The 19,124-nt window shown below is 58.6% G+C and carries 21 protein-coding genes; 5 read left to right on the top strand and 16 right to left on the bottom strand.

Annotated features, from left to right (window positions below):
- Window positions 1-5 precede the first annotated feature (5 nt).
- From RB602_RS04740 to RB602_RS04715, 6 genes are read right to left on the bottom strand one after another with little or no spacing between them, the layout of a single operon-like run.
- Entirely contained in the window at window positions 6-974 is a 969-nt protein-coding gene (locus RB602_RS04740) for an NAD-dependent epimerase/dehydratase family protein (protein ID WP_317083440.1), read from the bottom strand.
- A complete protein-coding gene (locus RB602_RS04735; protein ID WP_317083438.1) occupies window positions 971-1,378 on the bottom strand; it encodes a hypothetical protein in 408 nt (135 codons plus the stop codon). The genes RB602_RS04740 and RB602_RS04735 overlap by 4 nt, the downstream gene beginning before the upstream one ends.
- Before the next feature lie 50 nt (window positions 1,379-1,428).
- A complete protein-coding gene (locus RB602_RS04730) occupies window positions 1,429-2,085 on the bottom strand; it encodes a CoA transferase subunit B (RefSeq protein WP_317083436.1) in 657 nt (218 codons plus the stop codon).
- Window positions 2,085-3,053: a hypothetical protein gene (locus RB602_RS04725; protein WP_317083434.1), complete on the bottom strand. Its 969-nt coding sequence runs from the start codon at window positions 3,051-3,053 to the stop codon at window positions 2,085-2,087. The genes RB602_RS04730 and RB602_RS04725 overlap by 1 nt, the downstream gene beginning before the upstream one ends.
- A gap of 35 nt (window positions 3,054-3,088) precedes the next feature.
- On the bottom strand, window positions 3,089-3,403 hold the full coding sequence (locus tag RB602_RS04720; protein WP_317083432.1) for a DUF5076 domain-containing protein: 315 nt from the start codon (window positions 3,401-3,403) through the stop codon (window positions 3,089-3,091).
- Complete coding sequence (locus RB602_RS04715; RefSeq protein WP_317083429.1) at window positions 3,403-4,104, bottom strand: CoA transferase subunit A; 702 nt, start codon at window positions 4,102-4,104, stop codon at window positions 3,403-3,405. Before RB602_RS04715 ends, RB602_RS04720 begins: the two co-directional genes overlap by 1 nt.
- A gap of 300 nt (window positions 4,105-4,404) precedes the next feature.
- Here RB602_RS04715 and RB602_RS04710 point away from each other — a divergent pair, with 300 nt between their 5' ends.
- Entirely contained in the window at window positions 4,405-5,217 is an 813-nt protein-coding gene (locus tag RB602_RS04710) for a universal stress protein (RefSeq protein WP_317083428.1), read from the top strand.
- An 89-nt stretch (window positions 5,218-5,306) separates the two neighbouring features.
- Here the strand turns inward: RB602_RS04710 and RB602_RS04705 are convergent, their stop codons facing one another.
- Complete coding sequence (locus RB602_RS04705) at window positions 5,307-6,482, bottom strand: serine hydrolase domain-containing protein (protein ID WP_317083426.1); 1,176 nt, start codon at window positions 6,480-6,482, stop codon at window positions 5,307-5,309.
- A gap of 100 nt (window positions 6,483-6,582) precedes the next feature.
- On the opposite strand from RB602_RS04705, the gene RB602_RS04700 reads away from it, so the two are divergent.
- The gene (locus RB602_RS04700) at window positions 6,583-7,170 is read left to right on the top strand and encodes a winged helix-turn-helix domain-containing protein (RefSeq protein WP_317083424.1); all 588 of its coding nucleotides are present in this window, start codon (window positions 6,583-6,585) and stop codon (window positions 7,168-7,170) included.
- A 6-nt stretch (window positions 7,171-7,176) separates the two neighbouring features.
- Here RB602_RS04700 and RB602_RS04695 read toward each other — a convergent pair whose 3' ends face one another.
- Together RB602_RS04695 and RB602_RS04690 are read right to left on the bottom strand one after the other, a co-directional pair.
- Window positions 7,177-7,845, bottom strand: coding sequence for an HAD-IA family hydrolase (locus RB602_RS04695; RefSeq protein WP_317083422.1), 669 nt, complete (start codon window positions 7,843-7,845; stop codon window positions 7,177-7,179).
- Window positions 7,845-8,765, bottom strand: coding sequence for an SMP-30/gluconolactonase/LRE family protein (locus tag RB602_RS04690; RefSeq protein WP_317083420.1), 921 nt, complete (start codon window positions 8,763-8,765; stop codon window positions 7,845-7,847). The genes RB602_RS04695 and RB602_RS04690 overlap by 1 nt, the downstream gene beginning before the upstream one ends.
- A gap of 188 nt (window positions 8,766-8,953) precedes the next feature.
- Here RB602_RS04690 and RB602_RS04685 point away from each other — a divergent pair, with 188 nt between their 5' ends.
- Both RB602_RS04685 and RB602_RS04680 read left to right on the top strand, forming a co-directional pair.
- A complete protein-coding gene (locus RB602_RS04685) occupies window positions 8,954-10,393 on the top strand; it encodes an NAD-dependent succinate-semialdehyde dehydrogenase (protein ID WP_317083418.1) in 1,440 nt (479 codons plus the stop codon).
- A 133-nt stretch (window positions 10,394-10,526) separates the two neighbouring features.
- Window positions 10,527-12,179 (top strand): thiamine pyrophosphate-binding protein, encoded by a 1,653-nt coding sequence (locus RB602_RS04680; protein WP_317083416.1) that lies wholly within the window; start codon window positions 10,527-10,529, stop codon window positions 12,177-12,179.
- A gap of 250 nt (window positions 12,180-12,429) precedes the next feature.
- Here RB602_RS04680 and RB602_RS04675 read toward each other — a convergent pair whose 3' ends face one another.
- Window positions 12,430-13,179 carry an SDR family oxidoreductase gene (locus tag RB602_RS04675; protein WP_317083413.1) on the bottom strand — a complete coding sequence of 250 codons (750 nt, stop codon included), beginning with the start codon at window positions 13,177-13,179 and terminating at the stop codon, window positions 12,430-12,432.
- 82 nt (window positions 13,180-13,261) lie between these two features.
- Complete coding sequence (locus RB602_RS04670) at window positions 13,262-13,687, bottom strand: EVE domain-containing protein (protein ID WP_317083411.1); 426 nt, start codon at window positions 13,685-13,687, stop codon at window positions 13,262-13,264.
- A 53-nt stretch (window positions 13,688-13,740) separates the two neighbouring features.
- On the opposite strand from RB602_RS04670, the gene RB602_RS04665 reads away from it, so the two are divergent.
- Window positions 13,741-14,673 (top strand): isopenicillin N synthase family dioxygenase, encoded by a 933-nt coding sequence (locus tag RB602_RS04665; protein WP_317083409.1) that lies wholly within the window; start codon window positions 13,741-13,743, stop codon window positions 14,671-14,673.
- 307 nt (window positions 14,674-14,980) lie between these two features.
- On the opposite strand, the gene RB602_RS04660 is transcribed toward RB602_RS04665, so the two are convergent.
- The 5 genes from RB602_RS04660 to thrC all read right to left on the bottom strand — a co-directional run bounded on the left by RB602_RS04660 (window position 14,981) and on the right by thrC (window position 19,117).
- The gene (locus tag RB602_RS04660; RefSeq protein ID WP_317083407.1) at window positions 14,981-15,556 is read right to left on the bottom strand and encodes a fasciclin domain-containing protein; all 576 of its coding nucleotides are present in this window, start codon (window positions 15,554-15,556) and stop codon (window positions 14,981-14,983) included.
- 98 nt (window positions 15,557-15,654) lie between these two features.
- The gene (locus RB602_RS04655; protein ID WP_317083405.1) at window positions 15,655-16,428 is read right to left on the bottom strand and encodes an SDR family oxidoreductase; all 774 of its coding nucleotides are present in this window, start codon (window positions 16,426-16,428) and stop codon (window positions 15,655-15,657) included.
- Complete coding sequence (locus tag RB602_RS04650) at window positions 16,428-16,808, bottom strand: dihydroneopterin aldolase (RefSeq protein WP_317083403.1); 381 nt, start codon at window positions 16,806-16,808, stop codon at window positions 16,428-16,430. Before RB602_RS04650 ends, RB602_RS04655 begins: the two co-directional genes overlap by 1 nt.
- Before the next feature lie 12 nt (window positions 16,809-16,820).
- Window positions 16,821-17,714 (bottom strand): class I SAM-dependent methyltransferase, encoded by an 894-nt coding sequence (locus RB602_RS04645; RefSeq protein WP_317083401.1) that lies wholly within the window; start codon window positions 17,712-17,714, stop codon window positions 16,821-16,823.
- A complete protein-coding gene (gene thrC / locus RB602_RS04640) occupies window positions 17,711-19,117 on the bottom strand; it encodes a threonine synthase (protein ID WP_317083400.1) in 1,407 nt (468 codons plus the stop codon). The genes RB602_RS04645 and thrC overlap by 4 nt, the downstream gene beginning before the upstream one ends.
- Between the last annotated feature and the right edge of the window lie 7 nt (window positions 19,118-19,124).

Raw genomic sequence — 19,124 nt, 5'->3', positions numbered from 1 at the left:
GAGGCCTATGCCGCGCCGCGCTCCTTGGGCGAAACATAGCTGGCATCATGGGCAAAGGGCAATGGCGTATCATCGCGTAACGCCGACAGTATCGCAGCGAAATCCGTATCCGGCTGCCAGCCCAACATCGCCTGCGCCTTGGCGGGATCATAGACCCGGTCGATATAGTTCGGCAGCTGCCAGCCGCGCGCGGCGTAAAGCTCTGCTGCATCAGGGAAATAGCGCGCGATCACCGCTTGTGCGTCGTTTATAAGCTCCACCGCCTCATCCGGCTTGAACGGCGGGGGCGCAGAGAGGATAAAAGTCTCACATCCCAGCCCCGGACCCTTATCCAGCGCCTGCAGATGCGCCATCGCCGCATCTTCCACGGTCAGGCGGCGATTAAGAAACTCATTCGCCTTGCGATTGGGGCCGGAAAGATCGCGATGCGTGTCATCCTCTTCGGGAAAGAAGCGCCCGGTGCGCAGTATCGCGACATTGATGCCATGCAACTCATGATAGAGGCGGCACAGATGCTCGGCAGCGCGTTTGGTGACGCCGTAGATATTGCGCGGCTTCAGCGGCCCGAAATCTTCATCGAGCCAGAAGGCCTTAGTTGCTCCACCCGCCTTACCCGCACGCACATCGGCGCGGATCATCAATGAGGTGGTCGAGGTGAAGATAAAGCGGTCATGTCCCGCCGCAATCGCTGCTTCAAGCAGATTAAGTGTCCCGGCCACATTGACATCGACAAAGGCCTTCGCCGGATAGCGCGCAATATCCGGCTTATGCAGCGCCCCGCCATGGATCACCGCCTCAATGCCATTATCAGCAAAGGCGCGATCAACTGCGGCGCGATCCGCCACTGTGGCGATAATCTGTGTATGCTCGCCCGGTGCAACGTCGAGACCAATCACCTGATGCCCATGCTGCATCAGCAACGGCGCTAGATACCGCCCCAGCCAACCTGATGATCCAGTGAGCAGGATTTTCATGGCTTTTCCCTGCTCCAGCGCGGCCAGCTTTTCCAGATGCCAATGATATGCACAATTGCATAGATGAGCACGATAGCCGATGACCAATAGTCAAATGCACCTTCCGGATAGGGCACATAAAGCATGGCCGGTATCAGCAGCAGCCCGCGCAAAAGATAGATGCCCGCAATAGTTACAAGGCCAAGCCCCAATAAGGGCAGCCGCACGATACGCCCTGCACCGGAAAGCGCATACAGGCCCCAGATACTTAAGATGAGCGTTATGAAAAGCGTTACCCAGATGAGCCGGTTATCGCCATTTTCATAGGCAAGGATCAGATCTTCCGGTGCCCCGAAAAAGCGAAACCAGTCTGGCCCAAGCGCTATACAGCCAATATGCAGCAGCGCTGCGAGGAAGCTAAGCACCGCTCCCAGCGTCAGCCAGAAGGCACCGCTGCCGACCTGACGCGTATCGGTCAGACTGCCACCTCATATTTGGCGGTCGTCTTTTCGGCGACTTCCTCGACCGTGACGCCCGGTGCCAGTTCGATCAGACGGAAGGCACTGTCATGATCGGGCCGGTGAAAAACGCCGAGATTGGTGATGATCATATCGACAACATTCTGTCCGGTCAGCGGCAAGGTACATTCGGGGATGAATTTCGCGCTGCCATTTTTGGCATTATGGTCCATCACCACGATGATCTTTTTAACGCCTGCGACCAGATCCATCGCCCCGCCCATGCCTTTGATCATCTTGCCGGGGATCATCCAGTTGGCGATGTCGCCATTTTCCGCTACTTCCATAGCGCCGAGCACGGTCAGATCAATATGCCCGCCACGGATCATGGCGAAGCTGTCGGACGAGCTGAAATAGACCGATTGCGGCAGCTCGCTGATGGTCTGTTTACCGGCATTGATCAGGTCCGGGTCAACCTCATCCTCGAGCGGAAACGGCCCGATGCCCAGCATGCCGTTCTCCGATTGCAGCGTCACCTCCACTCCATCAGGGATATGGTTGGCGACCAAAGTCGGGATGCCGATGCCGAGATTGACATAATAGCCATCTTCCAGCTCCTGCGCGGCGCGTGCTGCCATCTGGTTGCGATCCCAACCGGTTGTTTCTTGAGACATCAGTTTTCCTCTTGGTCTTGAGAATAGGGGGGTGTTTCAGGCGCCGTCGCAACAGGACTTGGCGCGTCGGCAGCAACAGTTTTAGGCGGTGGTAGCGTAAACCAGCCCGCACCAAATTTGCGTTCCAGCGTAAAGGCATATTCCGGTTTCAACAGGTAATCATAAAGCTCATCGAAATCGCCGCGGGAATCACCTGCAACGGCCAATATGCAGAACAGTCCTGCTGTTTCCCAGCGGCGGATTTGCTTGCGATCATCGGGCCCGCGATTGAGCGAAAGATAATCGCCCGCGCCCGATGGCAGCAGGCCATGGCCACGCAATTCACTTTGCATCGCTTCAGCATCGCTGGCATCGCGACCGGACAGCCAGATTATGGTGATTTCCGCCGCGCGCAAAGCATCAAGCTGCTCTGCCAATATTGCCGTATTGTCGAGCGTAGCCATAACCCCGCCCGCATTAGGCTTGGGCGAACCACTATCGATATCAATCACCACCGCAGAAGGGTTGTCCTCACAATCCACGCTTTGTGGGCTGCTCAACGAAACGCGCGGCACCAAGACAGCCGACGTAACCGCCTCTCCTGCCTGAAACCGATTTTGCGTATCCAGCGCATAGCGCGCCCATGGGGCGTAGGCGCCAACCGTGAAAGCCGAACCACGCTGCGTTGCCGCATCATATTGTGCGGACAGTGACTTGAGCGCCTCGTCATTCCCGCTCGGGGTATCTACCAATTGCGCTTTGTCACCAAAGCTGTCCAGCGCATCAGGACCGCCGCCGACGCCAGATTCATCATTGGTCACGGCAGCAGCACTAGCGGATACCATGTTCGGAGCCGTGGGAGCTAAGTCCACCCCGGCCGCGATCAAACCCGCTTCGCGCCGCCGATCAATCTCGCTCTTGCCGATAGCCCCTGCCGCCGCCAATGGCAGCAGCGCCGCGACACAGCCTGATAGGGACAGGCTGGCCATTGCGAGAGCGCACAAACGGAGGGCGAGTGGAAAGGTCAATCGCTGCCATCCTCAAGCGTTGTTAGCCCGGTGGTGTGACTCTCCCGCTCCATATCAACACCGTTCCATATCCGCGCCAATGCCTCGACCTCGGTCATGCCGGCCGCCTGGGCATAGGCTCTTGCAGCATGACGAACGCAATCGACCATAAGTAACCCAAACATTTCCGGTTGCTCAAGCAATGTGGGATTGATGATGCACGTGGCTGGTCCGTTATTCTCCACCCATAGCCGAGCCACCTCGGCGGAATTGTCGAGAATATCGAGGCCATCCAGATTGATGGCCCCTGCTGGTGACCCGGTGCTAGCCATTACGCCGCCTCCCGCACAGTGCGGAATTCGATTTTCTTGTCATAGGGCGCACCGTCGATCAGGCGCTTCACATAGATGCTCGGCAGATGGATTGCGTCGGGATCGAGCTCGCCAACCTCGACAATCTCCTCCACCTCGGCAACGCAAATCTTGCCAGCAGTCGCCATCGGTGCGTTGAAGTTTCGTGCGGTTTTGCGGAACATCAAATTGCCCGCCTTGTCCGCCTTCCAGCCTTTGACGACGCACAGATCGGCAAAGATACCGCGCTCAAGGATATAGGTTTCACCGTCAAATTCCTTATGCTCTTTGCCTTCGGCAACCTGGGTGCCAACGCCGGTCTTGGTATAGAAGCCCGGAATACCCGCACCACCGGCGCGACAGCGTTCGGCGAGTGTACCCTGAGGGCAGAATTCGACCTCCAACTCGCCCGCCAGATATTGCCGTTCAAATTCCTTATTCTCGCCGACATAGGAGGAGATCATCTTCTTCACCTGCCGCGTGCGCAGAAGCTTGCCCAGCCCTTCGCCGTCAATCCCGGCATTGTTCGAGGCAATAGTGAGGTCCTTGACCCCGCTGGCCTCAATCGCATCGATCAGCCGCTCCGGTATACCGCACAGGCCAAAGCCGCCGGCACAGATATGCATGCCGTCAAACAACAGGCCATCCAGCGCGGAGGCGGCATCGGGGAAGATTTTCTGCATAAAGCGTGTCCTTGTCTGGAAGCGTGTCCGGCTGTTGGCGGACAGGGCCGAATATCAAACTTACCCTGCGCTCCCTAGCGCTGTTAGCGCGGCTTTTCCAGCCGAACCGGGCGTAAAATGCGCTTCATGATAACGCTTTTGAGCCAAGTGCTTAGCACCGCGATACGGCTATGGGTTTTGACACCGATCAATGTGCATGACTTCCGCCAAAGCCATGGTAAGAACCAATCAAGACGAGTCGCGCTCTTGCCCCTGTCTTTACCGCGCGTCTCATGCCGCTGAGAATTTGGGAGGAAAACCATGAAATCCATCGTCGTCTATGCCGATACCAGCCCGTCCATGACATCGCGCACCGAGGCCGCGCTCGATCTGGCGCGGGCGCATAAGGCGCATATCACCTTTGTCGTGGTCACCCCCTATTCCAGCTATGTCGCGCTCGATCCCATGGGCGGCGTATTCGTCGCCAATGCGGCTTTGGAGAGTATCCGCGAGGAAGAGACCCGGCTTGACGATATGATCAAGAAAGAAATGGCGAATGAGGATGTCAGCTGGGAAGTGCTGCATTATGATGGCGACGCGGTCGACTGCGTGCTGAGCGCCGCGCGACTTGCCGATATGATCGTCGTTTCGCTTGGTCATGATCCCGATAATCCCAAACCGCACAGCTTGCTCGAAGTGGCTGACCTTGCCGAGCATAGTGGCTGCCCGATCCTCGCCATCCCACATGACCAGACACGCTTTGCCGCACTGGGCACCGCCGCGATTGCCTGGAATGGCAGTCACGAGGCCGCCAATGCGGTGCGCAGCGCCATCCCGATGCTGCAAATGGCCAAGACGGTGCACATCATCACCGCCGACAAGGAGCCGGAGAACTACCCCTCCACCGCGCTGGCGCGCTACCTCTCGCGGCATGATATCAATGCCGAAGTGCATGACGTCCCTGCGGGATCGCTCTCGATTGAAGAAGCGATTGAAAGCCAGGTAAAATCGCTTGGCGCGGAATGGATGGTTATGGGCGCATGGGGCCATAGCCGGCTGCGCCAGACGCTGCTTGGCGGCACGACCCGGCATTTCCTGAGCGAGAGCAAGGTACCGCTATTGCTGGCGCATTAAAGCCCGCCCCGTTCGTGTCGAGCGCAGTCGAGACACTGCTCTCTACCGGCACCAGCCTCTCGACTTCGCTCGAGGCGAACGGGAAAATGTCAGTCTGATAGAATAAGGGATCGTGCGATCACCATGGCCGCTTTGTCGGCATTGGGTCGATGCCCCTGCGAAGCGGTAAAGACCAGCAAATGATGGTCAGCGAAATAGGTCCAGTTGGAGCTGAACCAGGGGTTGCCGCCATTGTGCCAGTAGATGCGTCCCAGCTCAGCATGATCCTCCACCACCAGGCCATAGCCATAATGGGTCGGGGCGTTTTTCCCCTCTCTTTGCATCGGCGTACGCGCCAATTCGGTGGCGGCGGCAGAAACCAGCGTGCGGCCCATATAGCTTTGCAACAGGCGGATCATGTCAGGCGCTGTCGCGACCAAGCCGCCATTTCCGATCAAGGCCCAATGCGCGCTTCCGCCCCAACTGGCCTTATCAATCACCTCACCTTTTGCGGTGAGCAATGAGTGGCGCGGGTCAAAGACCCCGCCATAGCCAATATGCGTGATGTTCTGGTCCGCAAACAACACAGTGCGCAAATAGTCTTCATAGGCCATCCCGGTACGCGCCTCGATGATAGCTGCGACCAGCGAATAGCCGATATTGGAATAATAATAGTCGGTGCCCGGTTTGAAGCGTAGCGGCTCGGCCATCACAGTCTGGAAAAACTTGTCTTTGTTCAAATGGATCAGGTCGTCTCCAGCAGAGCCTTGCAAGCCTGCCGAATGAGTCAGCAATTGATGCACGGTGATGCCCGCCTTGTCGGCAGGAACATTGGGGAAGATATCGCCCAACCGTTCGGCAGTGGAAAGCTTGCCGCCGTCCACCAGCTTCATCGCGGCGGCAGCGGTAATGGTCTTGGTTATTGAGAGTATATCGACCTGTGTCATGCCATCGGGCAAGCCGGACGCTGACACCTGATCGCCGAAACCATGGATAATCGGCGGGCCCATATCGCGTGCCACAGCAATGACACCCTTATATCCGTCTGCCTGCAATGTCTCTACGGCTTCGCTGATGTCATCGGCACTAAGCCGTTCCAGAAATTCGGTTTTGCCGGTTTGCGGCAAGGCCTGTGGCGCTGTCGCCGGTTGAAATTCCGTCTGCGCCTGTGATGCCATCACTGGCTGCCCCAAGGGCAACAACGCAAAAGCCAAAGCAGAACACAGCGCATAACCATAGTGCTTTGCCGTTCGTGATGGATTGCGCCTGGCCGCTGGATTTTTCATTTGCTCGTCCTTCCTCTATTGCGATTCGCCATGGCTTTTGGCGAAAGGCAGCGGCAAAAGTCCTGAGGAAATATATCGAGATGTTGAGAGATAGCGATAAATGTCAGACGTTCCGCAAATAACGTCGATGAACGCACTGCCTGTTGCGATCGGCGACGCGACGTTTTTGCCGGAAGCGCGAGAGCTAGTATTGGCGGACAGCAAGGTGGTGCTGGAACCGCGTCTGGCCGATCTGCTATCCTATCTTGTCACCGCGCAGGGCAAGGTTGCGCGCGATGAATTGCTCAATGCGGTCTGGGGCGATGAGGGATCAGATGAGGCTCTGACTCAGGCCATTTCGAAATTGCGCCGGCATCTGGGTGACGAACAGCGACCCTATCGGATTATTCGGACCATACCCAAATTTGGCTATGCGCTTGATGGCAAAGCCATCAATTTAGCGCACGTCGAGATGGTGCAGAGTGTCCCGGATACCAATCAAAGCAATGGCGCTTTGGAAAAGCAATCGAAGAGCAATCGCAGCTTCTATCAGGGCATAGCAGTCGGCGTTGGGCTGATGTGTATCGTTATTCTGCTCTATGCGGTGCTGAACCGGCCAACACAGGTGGAACTTGAGCGCGAAATGATTCTCTGTCCGCCAGATGCGCCGCCAGAGAGTTGCGCGAAGATGCTGCAACAACAAAGTTGAATCAGATTAGCTGACCTGCCCGAGGCTATGCTTTGGCAGATCAAGCACCCGCTCCAAATCCTCCAGCGCCTGCTCGCCGCTGGTGACCTTGATCGCCTGCATCCCCAATGCCGCTGCTGGCTTGCAGTTGATGCCCAGGTCATCAAGATAGACGCATTGTTCCAGTTCCATGCAAAGCGCCTCACACATCATCTGGTAGATGCGCGGGTCGGGTTTGCGCACGCCGACCTTGCTGCTCTCGATCACATGGTCGAAACGCTCCATAATCGCGGCAATCTCGGCGGCGCGGTCATCGGTTAGCGCCATCCCGGCACCTTTCCCCGAAGGCACATTGTTGGTGATGCAGCCGAGCGTGAAGCCGCGGCCCTTGAGTTCATCCAGCGCCGCGACCATCGCTGGGCGGACATCGCCTGCCAGACAGGCCAACACATCGCTGCCGGTCAGCCCGTTTATGCCCAACGCCTGCGCCTCTTGCGTAAACAGGCGGTCAAACTCAGCGGCATCAATCTCCGCCCGCTCAAACCGCGCCCAGGCATTGCTGTTGGGATTGGTGCTGTTGACCCGGCGGACACTATCCTTCGAGACACCGCGCTCTGTCTCTAGCCGGTTGAAGGCTTCAAACGGCGAAGACGTAATCACCCCGCCAAAATCGAAAATGATGGTGGTTATCGGCATTAGTAGTTCAGCTTCAGCCCAGGACGCTTCCAGTCCATTTTCAGCAACTGCCCAGTGGCCGACAAGCAGATATAAGCGGCCTGCATGTCCTCGCCGCCAAAGGCGATATTGGTGGTGAAGGGATCGACGGTCGGCACAAACTCGACCAATTCGCCTTCGGGTGAAATCACGCTGATGCCGCATTCGCCGATGGTAGCGACGCAGATATTGCCGTTCGCTTCGACACCGAGTGAGTCGAAATATTTATATCCCGCCGGGCTGTAGAGAAATTCTCCCTGCGGCCCCAACAGCCCCTCATCAAACGCGATCTCTCCCGGTGCAGCGATATTATAGGCCCAGAGCTTGCAGGTATAGGTTTCCGCGACATAAAGCCGCTTGCCATCGGGTGACAGGCCAATGCCATTGGGGTTTTCCGACGGGAAGATTACCTCTTTGAGCAGGCTGCCATCGGCCTTGGCGTAGAACACGCCGGTGACATCGCGCTCGCGCGGGCGGGTCTTGCCATGGTCGGTGAACCAGAAGCCGCCAGCGTCATCAAAGACAATATCATTCGGCCCGCGCAACACACAGCCAAAGTCGCCATCCTTGTACAGTATCTCGACTTCGCCGGTCGCGATATCCACCCGCTCGATGCGGCCGCCTGAATAATTCTCAGCCTGCCCATGGGGTACGAGGAAAGGCGCCTCATCGGTGCCGCCATTGACATAATGAAAGCCGCCATTGTTACAGATATAGAGCTTGCCATCCGGGCCAACCGCCGCACCATTGGGCCCACCGCCAGTCTCCGCAACTGTGGATTTGGTGCCATCAGGGGCAATCCGAGTAATCTGCCCAGCCTCAATCTCGACAACAATCACCGAGCCATCGGGCATCACCACCGGCCCTTCAGGGAAGCGCAAACCTTCCGCGATTATTTCCATGGTTCATCCTCTCTTTTCTTTGCGCATGAACATTGCCGCGCCATCATCAACTGTCTAGATAAATGTCAAACAGTTTTAGCCACGTCATTGCGAGCGTAGCGAAGCAATCCAGAGTGTCTCGTGCGGCTCTGGATAGCCGCGTCGCTTCGCTCCTCGCAATGACGGCAAGAAGAAAGGACGGTCACCGCATGACCACAGCTTACCCCGAAAAATTGCAGCTCCATATTGATGGCGAATGGGTCGATATCGGCAATCGCGCCGGGATTGATGTCGTCAATCCTGCGACCGGCGCGACCATCTCTATTCTTCCCAAGGCCGGGGCCAGCGATCTCGACCGCGCGCTCGATGCGGCGGCGCAGGCTTGGTCGGTCTGGCGCGATACGCCGGTGGCGCAGCGCGCGGCGATATTGCACAAGGCGGCCGATCTGATGCGCGAGCGGGCCAAGGCGATTGGCGCGCTGATGACGCTGGAGCAGGGCAAGCCGCTGGCGCAGGCGGTGGGTGAAGTGATGGGCGCGGCGGGTCAGCTTGACGTGATGGCCGAGGAGGCCAAGCGTTGTTATGGCCGGGTGCTGGTACGCCAGCCAGGCGAGAACAGCTTTGTGAAATATCAGCCGGTGGGTCCGGTCGCGGCATTCAGCCCGTGGAACTTCCCGGTCTTCACTGCGATCCGCAAGGTCGCTCCGGCACTTGCAGCCGGGTGCCCGATCATCCTGAAACCCGCCGAAGAAACTCCGGCCAGCCCGCTGGAAATGCAGCGCTGTCTGGTCGATGCGGGACTTCCTGCTGGCGTGATGCAGACGGTCTATGGTGACCCTGCGCAGGTGTCGGAACATCTGATTGCCTCGAACGTGATCCAGAAGATCAGCTTCACCGGATCAGTGCCGGTGGGCAAGCATCTGATGAAGCTCGCCGCCGAGGGCCTGAAGCGCACCACCATGGAGCTGGGCGGTCATGCTCCAGTGCTGATTTTCGATGACTGCGATCTGGAAAAAACGCTCGACATGGTCACCACCGGCAAGTTCCGCAATGCCGGGCAGGTCTGTGTCTCGCCGACACGCTTTTATGTGCAGCAAGGGATTTATGACGCCTTCACCAGGGGCTTTGCCGAGCGCGCGGCCAAAGTCTCGGTCGGCGATGGCAGCGAGGGAGGCGTTGATATGGGCCCGCTCGCCAATCCGCGTCGGCCCGATGCCATGGCGCGATTGATAAGCGATGCCAAATCCGCCGGGGCCGACGTAGCGCTGGGCGGTGAGCGGGGCGAGGCGAATGGCGGCTTTTTCTATCAGCCCACCGTGCTGACCAATGTGCCGACCGAGGCGATGATCATGAATGAGGAGCCTTTCGGTCCGGTCGCGGCGATGCAGCCCTTTGCGACGCTGGATGAAGCGATTGAACAGGCCAACCGCCTGCCGCTGGGTCTTGCTGCCTATGCCTTCACCACCCATTTGCGCACCGCCAATCTGGTCGGCGATGCGATTGAATCGGGCATGGTGGCGATCAACAACCTCACCGTATCGCCCGGCGATGCGCCCTTTGGCGGGGTCAAGCATTCGGGCCATGGTTCGGAGGACGGGCCTGATGGGTTGAAGGCCTATATGGTCACCAAGGCGATCCATCAGGCATAGGAATAGGTGATAAACCAACTCGTCACCCCGGCGAAGGCCGGGGTCCAGCCCGTCTATCCACAAAACTCGAGACATGGGATAGATTCCGGCCTTCGCCGGAATGGCGAAGAGGCAGGATAAAGAAAGGGCCAATATGACCAAACGCACCGGCGGCGAAATACTTGCCGATCAGCTGATCATCCAAGGTTGCGACCGGCTGTTCACCGTGCCCGGAGAGAGCTTCCTTGCGGTGCTCGACGCGCTGCATGATCGCAGTGCCGATATCGACACCGTGGTGTGCCGACAGGAGGCGGGCGTCACCTTCATGGCGTGTGCCGATGGCGCGATGACCGGGCAGCCGGGTATCGCCTTTGTCACCCGCGGACCCGGCGCGACCAATGCCAGTATCGGCGTGCATGTGGCGATGCAGGATTCGCAGCCGATGATCCTGTTTATCGGCGATGTCGCACGCGGTGATCGCGACCGCGAGGGTTTTCAGGAAGTTGATTTCACCGCGATGTTTACGCCGCTGGCGAAATGGGCAGCGCGGATTGATGATGCGGCGCGCATCCCGGAATATGCTGCGCGCGCTTATGCCACGGCGCTGTCCGGAAGACCCGGACCGGTGGTGCTGGCCCTGCCTGAGGATATGCTGCGCGATGAGGTGGAGGCAGTCGATCGCCCCAAGGTGATCCGTCCTGCCCAACCGCTCTGCCCTGATGCGATGACGGCGCTAGAGGATTTGCTGCGCGATGCCACCGATCCGATTGCGATTGTCGGCGGCGCGGATTGGGATGCGGAAACCCGCGCCAATTTCCGGGTCTTTGCCGAGCGTATCGGTCTGCCCGTCGCCTGCGCTTTTCGGCGGCAGGATGCTTTCCCAAATGACAGCGCGGTCTATGCCGGCAATCTCGGCTATGGGCCCAATCCCAAGCTGGTTGAACGAGTCAAAAAGGCGGACCTGATCCTTGCGGTCGGTGCGCGGCTGGGCGAGGCCACCACCGATGGCTATACGCTGATTACCCCGGACCATACTGATCAGACTTTGGTGCATGTTCATCCCGATCCCAATGAACTCAACCGTGTCTATCGCACCGATCTGCCGATCTGCGCCGATATGTCGGAATTTGCCGAGACCGCGGCGCTTTGGGACCATGATCTGCTCAGCTTCGACGCCGGTGCCAAGGCGCATGATGAATGGCTGCAATGGTCCACGCTGCAACCGAGCGATGCGGCGCTGGACCTTGGTCAATGCGTCGCCGCGATGCGCGAACACTGCCCGGCGGACAGCATAATCTGCAATGGCGCGGGTAATTTCTCCGGCTGGTGGCATCGCTATTGGCCCTATGGCGATATGCCGAGCCAGTTGGCCCCTACTGCCGGTGCCATGGGCTATGGCGTTCCCGCCGCAGTCGCCGCAGCACTACGCTTCCCTGAGCGCTGTGTTGTCGCGGTGGCTGGCGATGGCGATTTTCTGATGAACGGGCAGGAACTGGCGACCGCCGCACAGCATGGCGCGAACCTGTTGGTGCTGGTGGTCGACAATGGCGGCTATGGCACGATACGCATGCATCAGGAGCGCGATTATCCGGCGCGGGTGAGCGGCACCGAGTTACACAATCCTGATTTTGCAGCTTTTGGCGCGGCATTCGGTGCGTGGACCGCGACGGTCGAGAAAACAGCCGATTTTGCTCCGGCGCTGGAGCAGGCGATGGCGCGCGATGGTATCCGCTTGTTGCACCTGAAGACTGATATTGAGCATCTGACTGCTGGCGGGGTTCGGGTGAGTGCGTTGCGGAAGGCTTAGCGCTTAAATCGGTTTCTCGCGAAGATAGCGAATAAGCGAAGAGCGCGAAGATCATATAGCCCTCTCCCCTTCAGGGGAGAGGGTTGGGAGAGGGGGCTGTCATTTAAGCGCCGTGCAAGCGGATAACCCCCCTCCCTTAATCCAGTGGCTGGCTCGGTTCGGGTAAAACATGCTCCCGGCATGTTTTAGAAATTGCCGGGGGCAATTTCGACCCGAAACGATCCGGCCACTCCTGAAGGGGAGGGAGATTTTAACGCAACGTCATACCGCCATCGACCATGAACTGCGATCCGGTGACATAGCTTGCCTGATCAGAGAGCAGGAACAACGCGACTTCAGCTGCCTCTTCCGAAGTACCAAAACGGCCAAGTGGAACCTGACTGGCGATGTTTTGTGTGAACTTTTCAACCTGCTCATCGGTGAGGCCCATGCCATCAAAGAAGTTGGTTTCAATCGGCCCGGGTGCGACTGAATTGACGCGGATATTGCGCGGTGCCAGATCCGAGGCCCATGAGCGGGTCAACGCCGTCACAGCGCCTTTGGTGGCGGAATATACCGCACCCTGCGCCTGCCCCAGATAGGGCGCGACCGATGCAGTGACGACGACCGAACCGCCTTCATTGATCGCCGGGATCAGCTCAGCCATCTGCAAGACCGGGCCGCGCACGTTGACATTGGTCATCGCGTCAAAGCTCTCCACCGCTTCATCGGTGTTGGCGCGGAAAGTGCCAAAGCCGGCATTCAGCCAGATGCCATCGACACCGCCCATCTTCTCCTTCACCGTCTCGGCCAGCACCTTGGCAGCCTGCGGGTCACCGGCATCATTGGTAAAGCCGATTGTGCCTTCTGGCAGCGCGGCCAGCGCAGCGTCGAGCCGTCCCTGATTGGTACCGGTAATCGCCACCGTACCGCCTTCTTGAGCGATGATTTTCGCACCCGCCAGACCAATGCCGCTGGTGCCGCCTGTGATCAGGACTTTCTTGCCGTCAAAACGTGCCATGTTTTTCCTTCCTTATTTGCCGCATTTTTGCGGCTTCAATTTGCAAATCAGCATATTGGCATGACGCTTTAATTACGCCGCCTTATTCTGCTTGGGACATCGCAAGTATTTCTTGCCACTGATCCTCAGTAACAGATGCAACCGAGAGGCGCGACTGGCGGATGATTGCGAGCTCTGAGAGCTTCGGGTTCTGCTTCATCGCCTTGAGACTGACCGGGTTATCCAGCTTGCGCTCCGGCTTGACCTTCACCGCGATCCAGCGGCCCGTCTCGTCGGTCGGGTCAGGAAAAGCCTCTTCGCTTACCACCATGATGCCGACAATCTCCAGCCCCTGGCGCGAATGGTAGAAAAATACCTGCTCGCCGGTCTTCATCGCCTTCATATTGTTGCTGGCCTGGGCGTTTTTCACACCATCCCAAATGCCTTCCTTTTCGGCAACCAGATCATCCCAACCATATTCATCGGGTTCGGATTTCATCAGCCAATAGTGTGCGCTCATGCTTTTCATGCCCTTCTTCTGTCGTTAGAGACGTGGCGACTATCTTTATCAGGACAAGACCCATGGACAAGCTGCCCGTTCTTTCGCTCAATGATGACAAGCACAGTTTCGCAGATGCAATTGGCGCAAGCTTTCGCAAACATGGCTTTGCGCTGGTGCGTGACCATGGGCTGGATGCGGATCTGGTGGCCAAGGCGTGGGACAAGACGCGCGAGTTCTTTGCCCTGCCGGTGGAAGAGAAACTGCGCTATGACAGTTCGGCAGGCGGCGGCCAGCGCGGCTATACCGCTTTCGGTACCGAGATCGCCAAAGATGCCAAGCTGCATGATCTGAAAGAATTCTGGCATGTCGGTCGCGAACTGGCCTCTGATAGTCCCTTAAAAGACTCAATGCCTGCCAATGTCTGGCCCGATCAACCCGCCGATTTCCGGGAGATATTCGAGCCGCTCTATGCCGAGTTTGACCGGGTCGGCAATATCATCCTGTCACGCATTGCGCTGCACTTAGGCCTGCCGGAAGACTGGTTCGCGCCGACGGTGGAAGACGGCAACTCAATCCTGCGCCTACTGCACTATCCCCCGGTTGCCGATGCCGAGCCGGGCGCGATCCGCGCCGGGGCGCATGAGGATATTAATCTGATCACCCTGTTGCTGGGCGCAGAAGAGGCCGGGCTGCAACTGCTGACACGCGAGGGCAACTGGATCCCCGCCAATCCGCCCGAGGGCGCGCTGGTGATCAATGTCGGCGATATGCTGCAGCGGCTGACCAACCATGTGCTGCCATCGACAACGCATCGGGTGATCAACCCGGCCTCAGACCGCGCCGCGCATAGCCGCTATTCCATGCCTTATTTCCTGCATCTGCGTTCCGACTTCCCGATCAAGACGCTGGACCAGTGTATCAGCGAGGATAACCCCAATCGCTATCCTGAACCGATGCTGGCGGATGACTATCTGCATGAGCGGCTGGTGGAGATTGGGTTGATTAAGGCATAGTGCACGCACGTCACCCCGGCGAAGGCCGGGGTCTATACCGACTGTCGTTCTAGACTGTTTTTCTCTTAGCTTGAAACACGTCATTGCGAGCGTAGCGAAGCAATCCAGGGCAACACGCACCTGCTCTGGATTGCCGCGTCGCTTCGCTCCTCGCAATGACGACTCAGTGTAAATGGAATCGACTTTAGCATTGGAGGCGGGATGGATTCCGGCCTTCGCCGGAATGACGAAAAAGGACGACAAGATAGCGAAAAAGGCGGCGCGAATGGTTTCGCACCGCCTTTCCCAAAACCTTGATCAACAGCGCTTAGCCAGCGGGCATAATCACGGTGTCAATGACATGGATAACGCCGTTTGAAGCTTCCACATCGGTGGCGGTGACAGTCGAGGTGCCGCCCTTGGCGTCGGTCAGTACGACCTGATCACCTTCCATCTTGATGCTCAGCGCATCGCCCTGAACCGTCTCGACTGTGGCTTCGCCCTCGCCTTCTTCGATCAGCTTGGCGACATCGGCAGCGACAACCTTGCCCGGGACCACATGATAGGTCAGCACGGCGGCCAGCGTTTCCTTATTCTCCGGCTTGGTCAGCTCGGCGACCTGATCACCCAGCTTCTCAAACGCAGCATTGGTCGGCGCGAATACGGTGAACGGACCTTCGCCCGACAGGGTTTCGCCAAGCTCGGCAGCGGTAACAGCGGTTACCAGTGTCGAGAAATCCTCATTGCCCGACGCAACATCGACGATGGTGCCAGCAGCCTCAGCTTCGGTGCCCTCGCCTTCAGCGGCGGTTTCTTCGCCCTCAGCAGCTTCTTCCGGAGCGGCACAAGCGGCCAGTGAAAGCGCCGCACCGGCGGCAAATAGTTTGGAGATTGAATTACGCATAAATGCTTCCCTCATGATATACTGTTATCCAAGCTTCAGAAACGCCGCTTGTTGCAAACGGTTCCCATAAAGCAAAGCATATTTTCGGCGATATGAGGCTATTTTGCGAGATGGAGAAAATCGCGGTCATAAGGCACCATATGCGCCCCGCCATCGACATAGAGCAATTGCCCGGTAACCGCCTCTGATGCAGCAAAATAAGCCACAGCAGCGGCAATATCTTGCGGGTTTGAGTTACGCTGCAGCGGCATCACCGCGGCGATGCTCTCCATCTGGCCTTCAGCATAATCCTCGGTTTCCAGCGTCATCCCCGGCGCGACGCCATTGATGCGAAGGCGCGGCGCGCATGCTTTTGCCAAGGTGCGGATGGATTCCGCCAGCGCCTGTTTGGACAGGGTATAGGAAAGCTGATCTGCATGCGGATTGCGCACCCGCTGATCGACAATGTTGACCACCGAGGCACGGTCATCCTCGCCTGTATGTTTATAAAGCGCCTGTGTCAGCAATGTCGGCGCGGTGAGATGGATGCGCCAATGCCGTTCGAGCGAGGCCGCATCAAGCGTGTCGATCCGGTCATCACCAAACAGCGAGGCATTGTTGACCAGCAGGTCCGGGGAGCGGCCAAAATGCGCAGCAACTTGCTGCATCAGCGTTGCCGGCGCTTCCTCTTCGGTCAGGTCCGCGAGAAAGCCATGCCATTCCATGCCCTGCCGCTTCAGCACTGCCGCCAGCGCCTCATCCGGCTCTGCATCGCTATGCCCATGCAGCGCCAGCGCATAGCCCTGCTCCGCCAAATGCGCCGAAATCGCCGCGCCGACACGGCGGCAGCCTCCGGTCACCAGCGCCAGCTTTGCCGGTCGCGACCCGCTCATTATCTGCGCCGCGTCATGGTGATGCCGATGGCCTCATCCGCCTCGGCAATGGCCAGCTTGACGATCTTGACCTCAACCGCCTTGACCCGTTTGTCCTGCAGAAAAAGCGTATCGATAATATGGTCCGCTACACCTTCAATCAGGGTGAAGTGCACGCCCTCGGGCAAAGCGGTCGAGGCAGCGTGCTTCAGGTCCATATAGTTTTTCGATGCGCTCAAGGGCGTGTCGGGATCATAATGGTCCTGCATCACCAGCTCGGCGCGGATGGTGATGCGCAGCGGCTGGGGCAGCTTGGTCTCTTCTGAATAAATGCCGGTCAGCACCGGCACCTCAAAATCGGCCACTTCCAGTATCAGCTGGTCTGTCGGGTTAAGCGTCATGGGCTTCCTTTATTACGCGGCGGACCAGCGTGCAAATAATGCCGTGGGGAGCATCAGGCGACCGCCCTCTTCCGCGACCGCCAGCTCACCCGCTTCGACCTTGCCGGGCAGATCGCTAAAATGCTGCTGCATCAAGGCTTCGAGCGCCAGCGGCGACATACGCACGGCATAGACGGTGAGAAAGACAAAGCGCGAATCCGCATCCACCAGCTGGCGGCAATCGGCAATCAGGTCGGGCAGATTCATCTCGATCCGCCAGGTTTCGCCATTGGGGCCGCGACCGAATTTGGGCGGGTCGAGCAAGATACCATCATAACGCCGCCCGCGCCGCACTTCGCGCGCGGTGAACTTGGCCGCATCTTCGACCAGCCAACGGATCGGACGGTCGGCCATACCCGACAATGCCGCATTATCGCGCGCCTGTGCCACGGATTTCTTCGAGGCGTCGACATGGACCATATGTGCCCCCGCTGCCGACAGCGCCAGCGTGCCGACCCCGGTATAGCCGAAGAGATTCATCACCTGCGGCATGTCCAGCCCAACAATCTGCGCGCGCATCCAGCGCCACACCGGGTCCATATCGGGGAAGAAGCCGAGATGACGGAAGGGGGTGCAAGAGGCATGAAAGCGCACCTTGTCATTCCATGTCAGCTCCCAGCCATCGCGCACCGCCGGATTGGCATAATGCCACCGCCCGCCGCCATCCTCATCCGAGGCCGGGATAAATTCAGCATCGGCGGGCCAGTCATCCAGCCGCGGAGACCACATGGCCTGCGGCTCGGGGCGGATGAAGTGAAAGTCGCCATAGCGCTCATATTTGCGGCCATCGCCACTATCGACCAGCGTATAATCGCTGCGCGGCTGGCTGGTCATCAGCGTCAGGTCAGGCACAGCACCAGCGGTCATGCGTTGGCTTTGGCCATGGCATTTTCGATCACAAATTGGCGTACCGCCTCATAATCATTGGGCAGCACCGTCGACTGCTCCTGCCGGTCGAACAGATCACCGACGCGCGTTGGCAGTGCTGGGCGAATACCGCAGGCACGCTCGACCGCATCATCGAATTTGGCAGGGTGGGCGGTGGCCAAGGTCACCACCGGCACCGCCGGGTCGCCATCATAGCGATGCGCTGCAGCAAGACCGATTGCGGTGTGCGGATCAATCACTTGTCGCGCCTCTTCATAGGCCCAACGGATCGCACGCGACATCGCGTCCCCATCCACTCTTTCGCTGACAAAGCGCTCCCCAATGGCGGCGCGCAGCGTCTCATCAATCTGCAACGCGCCGCTGGCATCAAAGCTACGCATCGTCTCGGCCATCGCCGCGCCATCGCGCCCGCCAAGGTCGAACAGAAGCCGCTCAAAATTGGATGACACCTGAATATCCATTGATGGCGTTGCGGTGGGCGACAGTTCGGCGCGCGAATAATCGCCGCTGCTCAATGCCCGATGCAGGATATCGTTGATATTGGTGGCGACGATCAGCCGCTCGACCGGCAGCCCCATACGCGAGGCGACATAGCCGGCAAAGACATCGCCGAAATTGCCCGTCGGCACCGAGAATGCGACCGGGCGATGCGGCGCACCCAGTTGCAACGCGGCGGCGAAATAATAGACGATCTGCGCCATCAGCCGCGCCCAGTTGATCGAGTTCACCGCCGACAGGTCGAGCGTATCGGTCAGCGCGCTATCGCCGAACATGCGTTTGACCATCGCCTGGGCATCATCAAAATTGCCCTCAATCGCGATATTGTGGACATTGGGCGAAAGCACCGTCGTCATCTGCCGCCGCTGGACATCGGAGATGCGGCCATGCGGGTGGAGCATGAAGATCTCTATCCCCTCACGCCCCGCGACCGCATGGATGGCGGCGGAGCCAGTGTCGCCCGAAGTCGCGCCAACAATGGTCAGCGCCCTGTCATGGCCTTCGAGGAAATGCGCGAAGCTTTGCCCCAGAAATTGCAGCGCCACATCCTTGAACGCCAGTGTCGGGCCGTGGAACAGTTCGAGCAGCCAATGGCGCTCGTCCAACTGCGCCAGAGGCGTGACCGCCTTATGCGCAAAGCCGCCATAGGCCTGTTGGCACAGTTCGGTCAGCTCTTCATCGCTCAGGCTGCCCGTAACAAAGGGCCGCATGATACGCACCGCAAGCGAAGCATAATCGAGCCCCGCCATAGCGGCGATCTCGGCTTTGCTGAATTGCGGCCAGCTTTCCGGCAGATAAAGCCCGCCATCGCTCGCCAAGCCAGCAAGCGTTGCGCCTCGAAAATCCTGAGCCGCTGCGGCTCCTCTGGTGCTGATATATTGCATGGGAAAG

This window comes from Parasphingorhabdus sp. SCSIO 66989 (assembly GCF_032852305.1).
In the GTDB taxonomy this organism is placed as follows: domain Bacteria; phylum Pseudomonadota; class Alphaproteobacteria; order Sphingomonadales; family Sphingomonadaceae; genus Alterisphingorhabdus; species Alterisphingorhabdus coralli.
The sequence above is the reverse complement of the archived record's forward strand: the minus strand, read 5'-3'. Positions and strand labels throughout refer to the sequence as shown.